The organism is Bacillus sp. NS1 (genome assembly GCF_058248265.1).
On the sequence record NZ_JBZAZF010000004.1, the window covers coordinates 260,954 to 277,692 of the forward strand.

Below are 16,739 nucleotides of genomic sequence, written 5' to 3' on the forward strand. Positions count from 1 at the left end.
AGAAAACACTCCTCTTATTTCTTTAGCTCTCCCATTAACTGTTCTTCATTCCACACTTCAATGTTCAGCTCTTGTGCTTTTGTCAGTTTACTTCCCGCCGCTTCTCCGGCGATGACCAAATCTGTGTTTTTGCTGACGCTTCCAGTCAGCTTTCCGCCGAGCGCTTCGATTTGCGCTTTGGCATCGTTTCTTGACAGTTCTTCCAGCTTTCCTGTCAGAACAATTGTTTTACCGGCAAAGTAAGAATCGCTGTCCTCTGCTTTTACTTTTTTCGGGCCTTTGTATAGTGTGTTTACACCCAACTCCTGAAGTTCATTCAAGAGATCAAGCATTTCTTCTTTATGAAAATAAGTGATGACCGCGTCAGCCATTTTTTCACCGATTTCATCAATCGCGAGAAGCTCCTCTTCTGAAGCTTTTTTCAGGTTCTCCAAGCTTTCAAAATGCATGGCAAGCGTCTTTGCGGCCTTTGAACCGATAAAGCGGATGCCGAGTCCGAACAGCAGGCGCTCTAACGAATTTTCTTTTGATTTTTGGATGGAGCTGATCAGGTTTTCAGTAGATTTTTCTCCCATACGCTCGAGCTGGATGACCTGTTCCTTCGTCAGCTTATATAAATCCGCCACATTGCGGACAAGGTTCTCCTCAAACAGCTGTGTGATGACTCGTTCGCCAAGTCCGTCAATGTTCATGGCATTGCGGGAAACGAAATGGATCAGCCCTTCCCGGATTTGCGCCGGACATTCAGGGTTAATGCAGCGAAGCGCCACTTCTCCTTCGATGCGGACGAGTTCGCTCCCGCATTCAGGGCATTCCGTGGGCATGCTGAATTCCTTTTCTTCTCCTGTGCGCTGTTCAACGAGGACGTTCACGACTTCAGGAATGATATCGCCCGCTTTTTTGATGACGACCTTATCCAAGATCCGAATGTCCTTCTCTTTAATTAAATCTTCGTTATGAAGGGATGCTCTTGAGACCGTTGTGCCGGCAACTTTTACCGGCTCAAGAATCGCGGTCGGCGTAATCACACCCGTTCTGCCGACATTTAATTCGATATCGAGAAGCTTTGTCACGACCTCTTCTGCAGGAAATTTATACGCGATGGCCCAACGCGGGCTTTTCGCCGTAAAACCAAGCTCCTCCTGCTGATCAAGGGAATCAACTTTAATCACGATGCCATCAATTTCATACGGGAGGTCAGCACGCTTCCCCTGAAACTCATCGATCAGTGCAATAACTTCTTCTATGCTGTCGCATTTTTTTCGTTCCTGGTTTGTTTTAAATCCGATTTCGTCAAGAAAATCAAGTCCCTGGCTTTGCGTCTCCACACCCATCTCGTCAAGCTCCGCTATACTGTAGACGAAGATATCGAGGTTTCGTTTCGCTGCAATTTTCGGATCGAGCTGTCTGAGTGATCCTGCGGCGGCATTTCGCGGATTGGCGAACGGTTCTTCTTCGTTTTTGATCCGTTCCTCGTTGAGCGCTTCAAACGAACGTTTTGGCATATATGCCTCGCCGCGCACTTCGATCGACAGATCACGTTTCATTTTGAGCGGAATGTTGCGGATCGTCTTCAGATTCTCCGTAATATCCTCTCCCGTCGTTCCGTCACCCCTTGTGGCCCCTCTGACAAAATAGCCGTCTTCATAACGGAGAGAAACAGCAAGACCGTCTATTTTCAGCTCCACATTATATGCCACATCGTCGCCGACTGCCTGGCGCACCCGGCGGTCGAAATCACGAAGATCATCGGCATTAAAGGCGTTGCCCAGACTGAGCATCGGCGTGCCGTGGGTAACTTTCTGAAACGCTTCAAGCACGGCTCCGCCGACACGCTGCGTAGGAGAGTCCGGCGTTCTGAGGTCTGGATGCTCCTCCTCGATCGCTATCAGCTCCTGCATCAATCTGTCGTATTCGGCATCAGGGACGCTCGGTTCATCTAAGGTGTAATATTCATAGCTATACTTGTTGATGGTGCGGCGCAGTTCGTCTGCCCGCTGCTTCGCTGTTTCTTTGTCCATCTGCTTCTTCCTTTCCTCTTCAATTACTGCTTTTCAATAGGAGCAAATGCTGCTAACAGGCGTTTCACGCCGACAGGGCTCGGGAAGGCAATATCAAGCTCCGTCCCTTCTCCTTCGCCTTTCACGCTGACGACAGTTCCTGTTCCCCATTTTTTATGGCCCGCCTTATCTCCGACTGCCCAGTTTAAGGTATCGCCGCCTGTTTTGCTGGCGTAGGATACCGGACGTGAAACAGGGCCGCGTCTCGGCTGCATTTTTCTCGCAGACGGTGCTCTCGTTTCTTTTTTCTCATTTAGGTTTTCCAATAAATCATCCGGTATTTCAGCAATAAAGCGAGATTCCGGATTCATATTTGTCCGGCCAAACAAAGTGCGCATTTTGGCATTGGTCAGATAAAGCTCTTGCTCCGCCCTTGTAATCCCAACGTAAGCAAGGCGGCGTTCTTCTTCCATTTCCGCTTCCTCCATTAATGAACGGCTATGCGGGAAGACGCCTTCTTCAAGCCCCATCAAGAAAACAACCGGGAACTCCAGCCCTTTTGCGGCGTGCAGTGTCATCAGGGTAATCGCATCCTTGCCGCCTGACTCTTCCTCTTTCTGATCGAGCTGATCGATATCTGCAATCAGCGCCAAATCTGTCAGAAACGCAACAAGTGTCTTATCTTCACTTTTCTGTTCAAAGTTTTTCGTAACAGACAGGAACTCGTCGATGTTTTCTAAACGGCTTTGAGCTTCAATTGATTTTTCAGCCTTCAGCATTTCTCTGTATTCCGTCTTATCAAGAATTTCTTCTGTCAGCTCTGTAATGGATAAGTAGTCCTGCATATTGGTCAGGTTTTCAATCATCTGCCTGAAGCTGTCGAGAGCGTTGGCTGCCTTGGCGCTGACGCCGATAAAATCAACCTGCTGAATCGCTTGGAAAAATGACAAGCCGTTCATCGCCGCATATGAAGCGATTTTTTCAAGTGATGTCGCGCCGACTCCGCGTTTCGGCACATTGACAATGCGCGTGAAACTGATATCGTCATCCGGATTGGATACGAGGCGCAGGTACGCGAGAATGTCTTTAATTTCTTTTCTGTCATAGAACTTTGTGCCGCCGACAATGTTATAGTTCAAGCCTGCTTTGAGAAGCGTTTCCTCAATCACACGGGACTGTGCGTTTGTCCGGTACAAAATGGCGATATCCGAAAGCTTCCTCTTGCCTGAGCTGTGAAGCTGATGGATTTTACCGGCCACAAACTGCCCTTCGCCGAACTCATTATCTCCGCGGTAATAAGAAATTTTGATGCCTTCATCGTTTTCCGTCCACAAATTTTTCGGTTTGCGGTTTGAGTTGTTTTTGATGACCTCGTTAGCTGCGCGCAAAATCCGTTTCGTTGAACGGTAATTTTGTTCAAGCAAAATCACACTGGCGTTCGGATAATCTTTTTCAAAAGAAAGGATGTTGGCGATATCCGCGCCGCGCCATCTGTAGATCGACTGATCAGAGTCCCCGACCACGCAAAGGTTCTGGAAACGCTCTGCAAGCTGCTTAACGAGCATGTATTGTGCTCTGTTCGTATCTTGATACTCATCGACGTGGATATACTGGAATTTGCGCTGATAAAATTCAAGCACTTCCGGCACACGGTCAAACAGTTTAATCGTTGTCATAATTAAATCATCGAAATCGAGCGACTGGTTTTTCAAAAGCTTCTTCTGATAATCAGCATATACATCGCTGACCACCTGATCGTAGTAGCCGCCGGCAACTTTAGAGAATTCTTCCGGTTCGGTCAATTCGTTTTTCGCACTGCTGATCGTGCCGAGGATGCTTCTTGGGTCAAACTTCTTCGGATCTAGATTGCGCTCCTTCAAAATCCCCTTGATGACTGAAAGCTGGTCTGCCGTATCAAGGATGGAGAAATTGCGGTTAATCCCGATCCGGTCGATATCTCTGCGCAAGATCCGCACGCACATGCTGTGGAATGTTGAAATCCAGATATCGTCCGCGCCCGGTCCGAGAATGCTTTCAACACGTTCTTTCATTTCGCGTGCTGCTTTATTTGTAAATGTGATCGCCAGAATGTTCCATGGCGCCACATGTTTTTCCGCCATTAAATAAGCGATTCTGTGTGTCAGGACACGCGTTTTTCCGCTTCCCGCACCCGCCATCAGCAAGAGTGGCCCGTCCGTTGTTTTGACAGCTTCTTGCTGAACGGGGTTTAATCCGCTTAGTAATTGATTGCTAATATAATTCAAAATTTGTTCACCCGCCTATACAAAACATATGTTCTATCATAAACCAAATCCGTACAATTTACTACTCGCCTTTCACAGCCGCTACTGTTTTCAAAGCCTGGTCAAAATCTTCGTACACCGCATTTCCAACAACAACCACGTCCGCATGCTCAGCATACTGCTTTGCCGTTTCCGCATCCTTGATGCCGCCGCCGTAAAACAAGGTGGACGTTTCCAATACAGCCTTCGTTTTCTTCACGGCTTCTATGTCTCCAAGCACGCCGCTATATTCCAAATAAAAAATGGGAAGATGCAGCAGCTCAGACACGCGCGCATAGGCAACAATATCGTCAATAGTCAGATCGGCATTCGCTTCAGTCAATGCTGCGGCTTTGCAATCCGGATTAGCGATGCAGTAGCCTTCCGCCACGATTTCTTCCATAGACATCAGTTCTCCGTATTCCTTCATGGCTTTCTGGTGCATTCCGACAATCCAGTCCGCGTTTTTGCTGTTTAATACACTCGGAATAAAATATAAATCAAAGCCGGGAACGATTGCTTCAATCGCTGACACCTCAAGGACGCACGGTACCAAAAACCGTCTCACCTTAGACATCATCCGCAGGACATTGTCCTCTGTCACACCATCGCTTCCCCCGATAATGACCGCATCCGTTCCTGATTCACAAAGAATCTCCAGCTGTTCGTCAGGCAAATCTTTATTTGGATCGAGTTTAAAGACATGCTTCCACTCTGTTACATCGTACACGTCATACGTTCCTCCATTCGTTTGTTACCATTTAAACATTATAACAAATTCACATAGCGCGGAAAAACGGAAAAAGCCGTTAATCTCGTTATTCACTGAAAAAGGTGTTTTGATTCTTTTTTCATAAAAAAGAGAGCTCCAGAAAGCCTTCAATAGTTCAAGCTCTAGGCAAGAGATTCCTTTCTGTTATTGTTTGGAAAGTGCTCAACTGTGGAAATGGATACATAAAAAGGGAGGCTGACACATGGAATCCATCATTATTGCACTCATCGCGTTTATTATTGGGATTATCGCCATCCCCATCGTTTTGTTTGTATGGATCTACATAAAGGATGAAAAACAGGAGGAGCATTCGATTCTCCGTAACTATCCCGTCATCGGAAGGTTTCGATATATCCTTGAAAAAATCGGGCCGGAGCTCAGGCAGTATTTATACAGCAATGACAATGAGGAGCAGCCCTTTTCCCGAAAGGAATATGAACAAACCGTCATCTCGGGCAAATATAAAAGCAGAATGATGGGCTTTGGATCTGTAAGAGATTTTGATAAACCTGGTTTTTATATTCGTAACGCCCTTTTCCCAAAACTAAAAGAGGAAATGCATGTAAACCAAACGCCTAAGATTGAAACCCAAATCTATCAACTCGATGCTGACAATCTGTTCAAACGGAAGGAACACGCCGAACACGTGAAGGCCGATCCGTATTTTCTCCACCCTGATGATGTGCAGGTGATCGGCGAGCATACATGCGAGAAGCCTTTTTATGTGAAGGGATTAGTCGGCCAGTCTGCCATGAGCTACGGTTCCCTTGGAGAACGGGCGATTACGGCGCTCTCAAAAGGGCTTCATCAGGCAGGCGGCACTTGGATGAATACCGGTGAAGGAGGATTATCTGAGTATCACTTAAAAGGCGGTGCCGATATCATTTGCCAAATCGGGCCCGGTCTTTTTGGCGTACGCAAAAGAAACGGAGAATTTTCATGGGAAGAGTTTAAAAGAAAAAGCAGGCTTGACCAAATTAAAGCGTTTGAACTAAAGCTGGCGCAAGGAGCGAAAACCCGCGGCGGCCATGTGGATGGCGCCAAGGTATCAGAAGAAGTGGCAGACATCCGGAATGTAGAACCCGGGAAATCCATTGACAGCCCGAACCGCTTTCATGAATTTTCAAGCGCTCCCGAAATGCTCGACTTTATCGAGAAACTTAGAGATGTCGGGCAGAAGCCAGTCGGAATCAAACTTGTCGCAGGCCATCCTGACGAGTTGCACGAGCTTTTCGCCTATATGCAGAAAAGCGGACAGCATCCGGATTTTATCACGATCGACGGGAGTGAAGGCGGTACCGGCGCTTCCTTTTATGAGCTCGCTGACACTGTCGGCCTTCCGATTATGACAGCACTGCCTATTGTTGATACGCTGCTTAGACAGTACGGCTTGCGCAACCATCTGAAAATCTTTGCTTCAGGAAAGCTCCTGACTCCTGACAAAATTGCAGTCGCTTTAGCTCTCGGCGCTGACTTTGTCAACATTGCACGGGGCATGATGTTTTCGGTCGGCTGCATCCGCGCTCTCGTGTGCCACACCAACACTTGTCCGGCAGGTGTGGCAACAACAGATCCAAAACTGCAAAAAGCACTGAGTGTTGAGGAAAAACAGCATCGTATCTGCAACTATGTCATTTCACTGCGCGAGGGACTGTTTAACCTCGCAGCCGCAGCCGGGATCAATTCGCCGGTCTACTTTTCCAAGGAGCATGTTGTCTATCGAAAAGAGGACGGCAGCATCGTCGACATCGACAAACTGATCCACCAATTTGTTTCATAAAGAAACCGCCCTTGCCGAACGGCAGGGCGGTTTTTTGTTATTTTGAAGAAGACTCTGTTTCAGTTTCCTTCACACGGTCAAGCGCCATTTCATATGCGTCATTTCCGTAATTTAAGCAGCGTTTCACACGGGAAATCGTAGCTGTGGAAGCGCCTGTTTCTGTTTCAATCTTATGATACGTGTTACCTTCGCGAAGCATGCGCGCTACTTCAAGGCGCTGAGCCAGCGATTGAATTTCGTTAATTGTGCAAAGATCATCGAAGAACCGGTAACATTCCTCCAGGTCTTTCAGCGATAAGATCGAGTTAAATAACTGGTCCAGCTCTTTGCCGCGTAATTTATCGATTTGCATCGTTACACACCTTCTCCTTTACTAATGGAAGCCGCATCGAGATCAGGCACGATATTAATCCAAGTCTTTCCTGGAACAAACGGAAGCCATTTGCCGTCTTTTACCGGCACAATTCTGCCGTCTACTTGTTTCCAGTCTGTTTCAATAACGTTTCCGTGCTGAAACAACAGACCTTTTCCCCCTGATTCCAGGTCGATGTCCCGCCTTCCATCTTGATCAATAGTATGATGGCTGGCTTCAACAATGAAAATATTTTGCATTGCAACCGGCTTTCCGGTTTCCCGGTCTGTCGTTATGACACCATCAGAGCTTCTTGTATAAGATTCAGCTTTTTTATCATAGTTATATTCGACAAGATTTGTAACGTTCTTTGTTCCATAATCTACCCGAACATTGTAAGATTCATTTGCAGGTTTTGCTTCTGATGTTTGAAACAGCAGCGGATCTGTTTCCCGCTTCAGCTCATATCCCTTTTGTTCCGCCGCCTTTTTTATGTAATCATAAGACGTGTAGGAATTGTGGGGCGGTTTGCTGAAATCAGCTCTCCAAAATAAGCTTCCGTCAAAATCCAATCCGTTAATATAATCGGCAGCTCCGGATTCCAGCTGCTCTTTGGCGCCGGGACTCCAGCCGTGATGGACAAATATGCTGTCAAAGCCATTGCTGAGAGTGACGAAATATTCCCGCGCGCTCCGCACAGGTCCGACAGTTTCAGGCATCTGGCTTTGAAAAACGGCCAGAAATCTTGTAATTTGCCCTTCGGCTAGCGCTTCTATGACAATGTCGGCTTTAGACAGCCCTGACTGCGGCCTCGCCTTCGGGTGATTGTTCACCACAACAGCAACAGGCCGGCGTTCAATCACCTTCTGTTCAGTCTCCAGTCCCGTCAAAGGAGCTTTCAGCTTCTTTTCAGCATCCGGGACAGCTTCCTTCTGCTGACAGGATACCAGCAGAAAAAATACGAAACACAGTATGCAAACTGACATCCATTTTTTCATGTGTCGGCTCCCCGCTCTTTTATATTTTAACGCATTATCGATGGAAAGAGTACAGTTTTTTTCATGACGTCGAAGATTCCTCTCGGCGTAATGCGTATATACGGAAGGTGCGTACTTTGCAAAAAGAGCAGCGTATAGACGGGATCACAAAACTCGTAGCCTCTTTCAGTCAAAAGATCTCTCAGCTTTTGTTCCTTCTCAAGCACATCTTCATACGCTTCCGAAGAGGCACAGCCGCACAGCGCAAGCGGAATTTCATGCAGAATGTTCCCGTTTTCCGCAAGGACGATTCCTCCCCCGATCTCTTTCATGCGGGCGAAAGCGAGCAGCATATCCGCTTTATTTTTTCCGATCGCGACAATATCGCCTGTCGTCGTAAAGGAGCTCACAAATCCCTGCACGCTTGAGGCAAAGCCTTTTATCATCGTATTGACACGCCATTTCCCATGTCTGTCAAGCATCGTCAAATAACTTTCATCATGGTCAAACGAGAGCTGTTCCATCGAATTGTCGATCTCAATCATATACGGCTCCATAATGACCGCATTCCGCATTTTCACGCCCATCGGCATGGAAAACTGCAAATCATCCATCGTCATATTATATGAAAGCTCAAGCGGGACAAGACCGCCTTTGCTCCAGCCCGTCTTTGTAAACGCCTTCAAATCATGGCCGTCTTCACGAAGGATGATTCCTTTTGACAGAACGGTCACGGGATTCGGGTTTAACGGATCTTCAAGTATATTCAGCGATGCCAGTCTTCCCGGTCCGACCACTCCTAAATAATCATCCATTTGGTAATACTTTGCGATATTAAATGATGCCATATTGTAGGCATCGATTGCCGGAACTCCTTCTTCTAACGCGACCCGGATCAGCTCGTTTGTCATGCCGCCTTTATAGAAATTCGGCGTCGCGCCGTCTGTCGTGTAAAAGAAATGGTCATAATAGCGGAAACCCTTCTCATGCAACTCCTGCAAGATTTTTCTTACATCAGGACGAATGGAAGAATTTCGGAGGGAAACATAGTAGCCCAGTTCCAGCCTTCTCATCACTTCATCACCTGTCATCGCTTCATGATCACAATCCGCTCCGAACAGTTTCATCTTTGTAAGCGTTTTATCTGAAGCGCCGGGAAAATGCCCTTCAATGCGTTTCCGCTGCTTCTTTGTAGCTTGCATGCAGTGAAGCATTAAATCATCACCATCTACCAAACGAGGCCATCCGGTCATTTCTCCGCCTTGAATCACATCCGGATGTTCAATCCACTGTTTTCTGACGTCAAACGGAAGGACGTGATCCTCGTTCAGAACCTCGGTCTGAAGGTCATAGCGTGACCACCAAAAGTATTGAACAGGCTGCTTTTTGAGTTCATTTAAAATGGTAAGCGCTTTCTTTTTTCCGCTTTGTAAAAGCAAAAACAAGTTATCATTCACAAATGTCGTTGTTCCGTATTGAGACACATATTCCGCCAGCGTTTGGGGATTATATATTTGAAAAGGATGTGCGTGCGGTTCGATATACCCTGGCACAATGTATTTTCCTTCACAATCAATCGTATGAATTTCTTCGGCTCTATTCGGAAGTTCATGACCCACATAAACAATGCGGTCCTGATAAATCCAAATGTTTTTTTTCAGCCATTGTTTTACATATGGATTTAAGACGAGAGCATTCCGTAAAAGGAGCGTTGGAAGCAGCTTTGAGTCTACAACATCAACCTGTGCCCTGATGTCTTTGTTTTTCCAGTTAAAGGTGCGTTCGGACATTCACATACTCTCCTTTACATGTATTAGACTCATGTTATCACATCCTTCCTCATCACGCACGGTAAAAACGTTACAAATTTTTGAAGGTTCAATTAAAAAACTTTTTTAAGTAAGAAGGAGCGGATTTCCATGAAGCCAAACATCAATCTCATCAATGCCGTCTTCAGAATCGCCTGCGGACTGACGATTATGTCAGCCGCCAGCGCAAAGTTTACGAAAAAGCCTTGGTGCAGAATGCACCTCTTTTACATCTTTATGGGGGCCTTGAAAGCAGGTTCGGGAATTTTGCGCTTCTGCCCTGTGACCTACATGTTTCAAAACGGCGCTTCCGGGAATAACGAACAGGAGCATCAAAACAGATAAACAAAAAAGCTTGATCACAAAACGTGATCAAGCTTTTTCTCATGACATTTCTTTGTCTTCATATAGAGATACCCTGCAGCTGCCAGTGCTGCCGGATAAAGAAGTGCCCAGCCGCTGAATGAGTAAATCACTGCGCACGCCGCAAACGACCCGAGCGCCATCCACCAGCCTGAATCTCTCCAGCTCAGCAGTTTCAGCGCTGCCGCCATTGTACATATGTAAGAGGCGATGAATACCGCACTCGGCCCTTTTAACAGAGTTGTCAAATCGATTTGAAACAAGCCATATGCCCCAAGCACTAAGCCAAACACTGCAGCAAGCGCTGTTAATACACGGATAGGCGTATGTTTTGTCTCACTAAGTTTCCCGAAATATAAGGGGATGTGTCCCTCTCTCGCCAATGCGTATACCATTCTGGAAAAACCCGCAATATTGGCATGAATGGTGGCGAATGTAATAAACAGTGCTAAACATACCGTTACATATACTCCGCTTTCCCCGGCTCCTTTTGATATGAGCATGGCAAGCGATGCGATTTCTCCATTCTCTCCATATGAATGAGTCCCCACCGTCACAAATGACAGCATGATATACAGCCCTGCCACGCAAGCCGCTCCCAAGAACAAGCTGATTGGAACATCTTTTTCAGGACGATGAAATTCCTCAGCCAGTGGGGTAATCATTTCCCAGCCTACAAAAGAGAAAAAAATCATAACTGAAACAGATCCCGCGGCAGACCAGCCATGCGGAAGTAACGGTTTGAATTCTGCTGCTTTAACGTGAGGCAATGACACGGCAACAGAAGTGACAAGCAGAAATACGATGATACAAATGACGAGTGTACTGATGTTCGCAGATAATTGAATGCCTCTCATATGAAGCAAAATGGAGACAGCCAGCATACAGCATGCAATCAAAGTAATCTGCCAATCCGAAGCTTCTGTGACATAACTGACGTAATGCACGCCAGTCAAAGCGATGACGGGAACGCCGATTGGAACGGATCCTAACATGATCCAGCCTAAAACCGCTCCATCTTTTTTATGAAAAGCCAGCTGCACGTAAGCCGTAATTCCTCCCGCGCTGGGCGCTATTTTCACAAGCCGGGCCAGTGTGCCGACTAGAAGAAAAGATAAGAAAGACATGAACACCCAAACAAATAAAGAAACGGGACCGGCTGCGTCAGCGGTGACAGACGGCAGGATTAATATCCCGCAGCCTAAAACGGCCCCAATCGTTAATGCCGTCCCTTGTATCCAAGTGATCGAACGCTGCAATTCAGGCATGATGCCTCCTCTCCGTTGATGGCTTTATTATAGGAAAAATAAGACGGCATCCATATGCTACAATTAAGTTAAATCAACAGCATCACCTTATGATAAAAGGAATTTTCACAAATTCGCTTAAACATGTAAAGGAGCCGGACAAATGGACGATACAGACCTTCAGATTCTCTCACATTTGCAGCGAAATGGCCGATTAACGATGGTTGAACTGGGAAAGCTTGTCGGACTCAGCTCGCCAAGCGCGGCGGAACGTGTCAGGAAGTTGGAAGACAAAGGAGTGATTACTGGCTACAGCGCGAATATCTGTTACGAAAAACTAAACAAGCATGTTACGGCTTTTATCCTGATGGAGCCAAAAAGCTGCAAACACTACGCCGCCTTTGCAGCAGCGCACCCGGATGTGGCAGAAAACCACCGCATTACAGGGATGTACAGCTATGTGACAAAAGTGGTGACAGAATCGGTACATACACTCGAAGATTTTATTGACGCTTCGATGGCCCACGGAAAACCGACCACGCTGGTTGTACTTTCTTCTTCTGCTCAGCACCCGGCTTTTGTATAACAAAAAACCCGCAGCTCAATCTGCGGGTTTTCTTCACTTTATTTTTGTGCAGCCTTTAAAGCGCGTGCCCCAATGTCTTTTCTGAAAAAGAGTCCAGGCTTGATGATCTCATCAACAGCTTTGTACACTCGGTCTCTCGCCGCTTCAAACGTTTCATCAAAAGCTGTCACATTGGCGACGCGGCCGCCATTTGTGACGAACTCTCCGCGCTTTGCTTTCGTTCCGGCATGGAAGACCACAACCTGGTCAGTTTCCGCTGCAAGGCTGCCGATCGGCGTGCCTTTTGCATAGCTTTCCGGGTATCCTTCTGAAGCAAGCACCACACTTACCGCCGCGGTATCCTTCCATCTTAAGTCGACTTCCTTATCATCCAAAAGATCAAGAAGCACCTGTACCAGATCAGATTCCATGCGCGGAAGCACGACCTGTGTTTCCGGATCGCCAAAGCGGGCATTAAATTCGATGACCTTCGAGCCGGTTTCAGTGAGCATCAATCCCGCGTACAAAACGCCAGTGAAGGAACGCCCTTCTTGTACCATTGCTTTTGCGGCGGGCTTGACGATTGTTTCTACAGCATGGCGGACGGTTTCTTCCGAAATTTGCGGAACTGGAGAGTAAGCGCCCATTCCGCCCGTATTTGGGCCTTTGTCTCCGTCAAACGCCCGCTTGTGATCCTGTGCAATTACCATTGGATACACCTTTTCTCCTTTGACGAATGCCATAAGAGAAAACTCTTCGCCGGAAAGGAATTCTTCAATGACAACAGACGCGCTCGCATCACCGAATTTTTCATCCTCTAGAAAATCATGCAGACATGCAATCGCTTCTTCCTCTGTCATAGCAACTGTAACGCCTTTTCCAGCCGCAAGTCCATCTGCTTTTATGACAATCGGAGCGCCTTTTTCCTGCACATATGCCTTTGCCTCTTCAAAGGATGTAAACGTGTTGTATTCTGCTGTCGGAATATCGTATTTCTTCATTAAATCCTTAGCGAACTGTTTGCTTCCTTCGATGATGGCAGCGGCTTTTGACGGACCGAACACACGCAGACCTGCTTTTTCGAATTCATCCACCAGACCTTCAATTAAAGGAACCTCAGGGCCGACGATGGTCAGGCCGATCTGATTTTCTTTTGCAAACGAGACAAGCCCGGCATGGTCGCTTTCCTCAATGTTTACAAGCTGTGCGGAAGCTGCCATGCCGTCATTTCCAGGAGCGGCAAATACCGTATCAACGAGGCTGCTTTGCTTCACCTTCCATGCCAGTGTATGTTCTCTTCCGCCTTTACCGATAATGAATACATTCACGTCGTTTTCATCCCCTTAATGTTTGAAGTGTCTAATGCCGGTGAATACCATGGCAATGCCGTACTCATCCGCTTTTTTGATGGAATCCTCATCACGTACAGATCCCCCCGGCTGAATAATAGCCGTAACGCCCGCTTTTGCCGCTTCTTCGACAGTATCCGGCATTGGGAAAAATGCATCAGATCCGAGCGCGCTGCCTTTCGCTTTTTCACCTGCTTGCTCGATGGCAATTTTCGCTGAGCCGACGCGGTTCATTTGGCCTGCTCCAACACCGACTGTCATGTTGTCCTTCGCGAGAACGATCGCATTTGATTTCACATGCTTTACGACTTTCCAAGCAAGCTTCAAATCTTCCCACTCTTGCTCGTTCGGCTCTCTTTTTGTCGGAATGCTGATCTCAGCATTATCGAAGCCGTGCATATCTAAATCTTGAATCAACAGTCCGCCTTGAACCGATGTCAGCTGTTTTTCTTTTTGAACGGCAGTTGTCACATCAAGCGTCAGCAGACGAAGATTTTTCTTCGCAGTCAAGATGTCAAGTGCTTCTTGGCTGAATGAAGGCGCGATGATGATTTCTAAGAAAATGTTGTGAAGCGCTTCGGCAGTTGCCTTGTCCACTTCACGATTCAGCGCGATAATGCCGCCGAAGATAGATGTTTTATCCGCTTCAAACGCTCTGTCAAACGCTTCTGCAATCGTTTTCCCTGTTCCTACGCCGCATGGATTCATATGCTTCACGGCAACCGCAGCCGGCTCAGTGAATTCACGAACGATTTGAACTGCTGCATCCGCGTCTTTAATGTTGTTGTAAGAAAGCTCTTTTCCGTGAAGCTGTTCTGCTTGCGCAATGGAGCCTTTGACAGGAAGTGCTGTTTGATAGAATGTTGCTTCCTGATGCGGGTTTTCCCCGTAGCGAAGCGATTGTTTTTTCTCAAATGTCACAGTGAATTGTTCCGGTTCTTTTTCACCGACAACGTTTGTCAAATAGTCAGCAATCAGTGCATCATATGCCGCAGTATGACGGAATACTTTTGCCGCCAGCTCGCGTTTTTTCTGAAGGGATACGCCGCCTTCTTCTTTGATTTGATTCAGCACTGGGCTGTAATCCGCCGGATCAACGATAACCGTCACATCCTGATGGTTTTTTGATGCCGCACGCAGCATGCCTGGTCCGCCGATGTCGATATTTTCAATCGCTTCTTCATATGTGACATCTTCTTTAGAAATCGTCTCTTTAAATGGATAGAGGTTGACGACAACGAGGTCAATCGGCTGAATCCCGTGTTCATTGATCTGCGCCATATGCTCTTCATTGCCGCGAACCGCCAGAAGGCCGCCGTGAATATTCGGATGAAGTGTTTTGAGCCGCCCGTCCATAATTTCAGGAAAACCTGTCACTTCAGAAATTCCGATGACATTCACACCGTTTTCTTGAAGAAGCTTTTTCGTTCCGCCTGTTGAAATCACGTCAACTCCAAGCTCTGTTAGTTCTTTTACAAAAGGAACGAGATTTGTTTTATCTGAAACACTGATTAATGCACGTTTAATGGTCATGCCTTTTCACCTCTGTTATTTAATCCTAATAGCTGTTTAATCACACTCGGATACCATTTATGCTCAAGCTTGTGAATCCGCTGTTCAATTGTTTCCAATGTATCATGTTCGTCAATTTCGATTGCCTTTTGAGCGATGATCGGGCCTGTATCCATTCCTTCATCGACATAATGCACGGTGATTCCGGCAACCTTCACACCCGCGCGGTACGCCTGTCCAACTGCGTCGATCCCAGGGAACGCAGGAAGAAGTGACGGGTGAATGTTAATGATTTTTCCTCCGTATGCCTGTAGCAGGGTATCACCGATCAGCCTCATATAACCGGCAAGAACAATCAATTCAACGTCATGAAGATGTAGTTGTTCGATAATGGCCCGTTCAAATGCGACCTTGTTTTCGTAAGACTTCGGCTCAAATGCAAAGGATGGAATATGGAATGTTTCCGCCCGTTCGATGACTTTCGCCTCCGGTTTGTCGCAAACGAGGAGCGATACGGACGCATCCCACTTCTCTTCTTTCAAACGCGTGACGATGGCTTCGAAGTTTGAACCGTTTCCGGATGCAAATACCGCAAACTTTTTCATGAAAGTGCTGCACCGCCGAATGTGACGCCTTCGCCTTGTTTCACACGTCCGATCAAATAGGCTTTTTCGCCTTGGCTTTCAAGCGTTCCGATCACATCTGTCAGATGCTCTTCTTTGACTGCCAAAACAAATCCGATCCCCATATTAAAGACGTTGAACATGTCTTCTTCCTTCAGCTTGCCGTATTCTTGCAGGAAAGAGAAAATCGGCGGGATTGGCCATGATCCGTGATCGATTTCCGCACTTAAGCCTTCCGGAAGCATGCGCGGGATATTTTCGATGAATCCTCCGCCTGTCACGTGTGCCATGCCGTCGACTTTTCCGCTTTTCACCGCGGCAAGCACCGGCTTCACATAAATTCTTGTCGGTTCAAGCAACTCCTCGCCAAGCGGGCGGTCAAACGGTTCGTATGTGGTATCAAGGTCCAGCTCCGCATCATCCAGAAGCACTTTTCTCACAAGGGAAAATCCGTTGCTGTGAAGGCCGCTGGAGCTCAGGCCGATCAATAGATGGCCTTCTTTGATGTTTTCTCCAGTCACGATTTCGTCCTTTTCCGCCACTCCAACAGAGAAACCGGCAATATCGTATTCATCAGCTGTATATAGTCCCGGCATCTCAGCCGTTTCGCCGCCGACTAAGGCTGAACCTGACTGCTCACAGCCGTTCGCTACACCTTGTACGATCTGCTCAATTTTCATAGGATCCGCTTTGCCGACCGCTAAATAATCGAGGAAAAACAACGGCTCTGCGCCTTGTGCCAGCACATCATTGACACACATCGCAACAGCGTCAACGCCAATCGTGTCATGCTTATCCATGGAAAAAGCGAGCTTTAATTTTGTGCCGACACCGTCCGTTCCCGAAATTAAAACAGGTTTTTGATAAGAAAGCTCAGACAGGTCAAACATGCCGCCAAAACCGCCAAGGCTTCCCATAACGCCAAGCCGTTTTGTGCGCTCCACATGTTTTTTCATTCGTTTTACAGCTTCATATCCGGCTTCGATGTCAACTCCTGCGTTTTTATATGCTTCAGACATCCTATTCACTCCTTTAAGGCGCTTTTCAATATATCTCCCCGAACGAGGGCAGAAAGAGAAAGGCAGCTGAACTGCGCTGCCTTATGTCAT

Annotated in this window: 14 protein-coding genes; 3 read left to right on the plus strand and 11 right to left on the minus strand. The window is 47.0% G+C overall.

Annotated elements, in window-relative coordinates; genetic code table 11:
• Positions 1 to 14: 14 nt before the first annotated feature.
• The 3 genes from ligA to pcrB form a co-directional block, all read right to left on the minus strand.
• Complete coding sequence (gene ligA, locus AC4CV5_RS16835) at positions 15 to 2,021, minus strand: NAD-dependent DNA ligase LigA (RefSeq protein WP_166854020.1); 2,007 nt, start codon at positions 2,019 to 2,021, stop codon at positions 15 to 17.
• A gap of 23 nt (positions 2,022 to 2,044) precedes the next feature.
• On the minus strand, positions 2,045 to 4,264 hold the full coding sequence (pcrA, locus tag AC4CV5_RS16840; RefSeq protein ID WP_326222507.1) for a DNA helicase PcrA: 2,220 nt from the start codon (positions 4,262 to 4,264) through the stop codon (positions 2,045 to 2,047).
• Between the two features lie 61 nt (positions 4,265 to 4,325).
• Positions 4,326 to 5,012: a heptaprenylglyceryl phosphate synthase gene (pcrB, locus tag AC4CV5_RS16845; protein ID WP_166854022.1), complete on the minus strand. Its 687-nt coding sequence runs from the start codon at positions 5,010 to 5,012 to the stop codon at positions 4,326 to 4,328.
• A 244-nt stretch (positions 5,013 to 5,256) separates the two neighbouring features.
• Between pcrB and AC4CV5_RS16850 the strand changes: the two genes are divergently transcribed.
• The gene (locus AC4CV5_RS16850; RefSeq protein ID WP_490923340.1) at positions 5,257 to 6,834 is read left to right on the plus strand and encodes an FMN-binding glutamate synthase family protein; all 1,578 of its coding nucleotides are present in this window, start codon (positions 5,257 to 5,259) and stop codon (positions 6,832 to 6,834) included.
• A 37-nt stretch (positions 6,835 to 6,871) separates the two neighbouring features.
• On the opposite strand, the gene AC4CV5_RS16855 is transcribed toward AC4CV5_RS16850, so the two are convergent.
• Genes AC4CV5_RS16855 through AC4CV5_RS16865 form a run of 3 tightly spaced genes read right to left on the minus strand, consistent with a single transcriptional unit; the run spans position 6,872 to position 9,953 of the window.
• Positions 6,872 to 7,186: a YerC/YecD family TrpR-related protein gene (locus AC4CV5_RS16855; protein WP_003219429.1), complete on the minus strand. Its 315-nt coding sequence runs from the start codon at positions 7,184 to 7,186 to the stop codon at positions 6,872 to 6,874.
• Between the two features lie 2 nt (positions 7,187 to 7,188).
• Positions 7,189 to 8,184 (minus strand): DUF3048 domain-containing protein, encoded by a 996-nt coding sequence (locus AC4CV5_RS16860; protein ID WP_490923343.1) that lies wholly within the window; start codon positions 8,182 to 8,184, stop codon positions 7,189 to 7,191.
• A 26-nt stretch (positions 8,185 to 8,210) separates the two neighbouring features.
• On the minus strand, positions 8,211 to 9,953 hold the full coding sequence (locus tag AC4CV5_RS16865) for an adenine deaminase (protein WP_166854025.1): 1,743 nt from the start codon (positions 9,951 to 9,953) through the stop codon (positions 8,211 to 8,213).
• A gap of 129 nt (positions 9,954 to 10,082) precedes the next feature.
• Here AC4CV5_RS16865 and AC4CV5_RS16870 point away from each other — a divergent pair, with 129 nt between their 5' ends.
• On the plus strand, positions 10,083 to 10,316 hold the full coding sequence (locus tag AC4CV5_RS16870; protein WP_166854026.1) for a YgaP family membrane protein: 234 nt from the start codon (positions 10,083 to 10,085) through the stop codon (positions 10,314 to 10,316).
• Positions 10,317 to 10,330: 14 nt separating this feature from the next.
• Here AC4CV5_RS16870 and AC4CV5_RS16875 read toward each other — a convergent pair whose 3' ends face one another.
• Positions 10,331 to 11,605: an APC family permease gene (locus tag AC4CV5_RS16875; RefSeq protein WP_490923407.1), complete on the minus strand. Its 1,275-nt coding sequence runs from the start codon at positions 11,603 to 11,605 to the stop codon at positions 10,331 to 10,333.
• A gap of 139 nt (positions 11,606 to 11,744) precedes the next feature.
• On the opposite strand from AC4CV5_RS16875, the gene AC4CV5_RS16880 reads away from it, so the two are divergent.
• Positions 11,745 to 12,167, plus strand: coding sequence for an Lrp/AsnC family transcriptional regulator (locus AC4CV5_RS16880; protein ID WP_222143718.1), 423 nt, complete (start codon positions 11,745 to 11,747; stop codon positions 12,165 to 12,167).
• A 38-nt stretch (positions 12,168 to 12,205) separates the two neighbouring features.
• On the opposite strand, the gene purD is transcribed toward AC4CV5_RS16880, so the two are convergent.
• Genes purD through purM form a run of 4 tightly spaced genes read right to left on the minus strand, consistent with a single transcriptional unit; the run spans position 12,206 to position 16,649 of the window.
• The gene (purD, locus tag AC4CV5_RS16885) at positions 12,206 to 13,474 is read right to left on the minus strand and encodes a phosphoribosylamine--glycine ligase (RefSeq protein WP_490923346.1); all 1,269 of its coding nucleotides are present in this window, start codon (positions 13,472 to 13,474) and stop codon (positions 12,206 to 12,208) included.
• 15 nt (positions 13,475 to 13,489) lie between these two features.
• The gene (gene purH / locus AC4CV5_RS16890; RefSeq protein ID WP_166854030.1) at positions 13,490 to 15,028 is read right to left on the minus strand and encodes a bifunctional phosphoribosylaminoimidazolecarboxamide formyltransferase/IMP cyclohydrolase; all 1,539 of its coding nucleotides are present in this window, start codon (positions 15,026 to 15,028) and stop codon (positions 13,490 to 13,492) included.
• Entirely contained in the window at positions 15,025 to 15,612 is a 588-nt protein-coding gene (gene purN, locus AC4CV5_RS16895; RefSeq protein ID WP_490923348.1) for a phosphoribosylglycinamide formyltransferase, read from the minus strand. Before purN ends, purH begins: the two co-directional genes overlap by 4 nt.
• The gene (gene purM / locus AC4CV5_RS16900) at positions 15,609 to 16,649 is read right to left on the minus strand and encodes a phosphoribosylformylglycinamidine cyclo-ligase (protein WP_072181553.1); all 1,041 of its coding nucleotides are present in this window, start codon (positions 16,647 to 16,649) and stop codon (positions 15,609 to 15,611) included. The genes purN and purM overlap by 4 nt, the downstream gene beginning before the upstream one ends.
• Positions 16,650 to 16,739: the final 90 nt, after the last annotated feature.

What these genes read in the sequence shown, in the direction of transcription:
- purH (WP_166854030.1), bottom strand. Translation starts at nt 15,028, where the DNA reads ATGACCATTAAACGTGCATTAATCAGTGTTTCAGATAAAACAAATCTC.
- purN (WP_490923348.1), bottom strand. Translation starts at nt 15,612, where the DNA reads ATGAAAAAGTTTGCGGTATTTGCATCCGGAAACGGTTCAAACTTCGAA.
- AC4CV5_RS16880 (WP_222143718.1), top strand. Translation starts at nt 11,745, where the DNA reads ATGGACGATACAGACCTTCAGATTCTCTCACATTTGCAGCGAAATGGC.
- AC4CV5_RS16870 (WP_166854026.1), top strand. Translation starts at nt 10,083, where the DNA reads ATGAAGCCAAACATCAATCTCATCAATGCCGTCTTCAGAATCGCCTGC.
- ligA (WP_166854020.1), bottom strand. Translation starts at nt 2,021, where the DNA reads ATGGACAAAGAAACAGCGAAGCAGCGGGCAGACGAACTGCGCCGCACC.
- purM (WP_072181553.1), bottom strand. Translation starts at nt 16,649, where the DNA reads ATGTCTGAAGCATATAAAAACGCAGGAGTTGACATCGAAGCCGGATAT.
- AC4CV5_RS16860 (WP_490923343.1), bottom strand. Translation starts at nt 8,184, where the DNA reads ATGAAAAAATGGATGTCAGTTTGCATACTGTGTTTCGTATTTTTTCTG.
- AC4CV5_RS16850 (WP_490923340.1), top strand. Translation starts at nt 5,257, where the DNA reads ATGGAATCCATCATTATTGCACTCATCGCGTTTATTATTGGGATTATC.
- AC4CV5_RS16865 (WP_166854025.1), bottom strand. Translation starts at nt 9,953, where the DNA reads ATGTCCGAACGCACCTTTAACTGGAAAAACAAAGACATCAGGGCACAG.
- AC4CV5_RS16855 (WP_003219429.1), bottom strand. Translation starts at nt 7,186, where the DNA reads ATGCAAATCGATAAATTACGCGGCAAAGAGCTGGACCAGTTATTTAAC.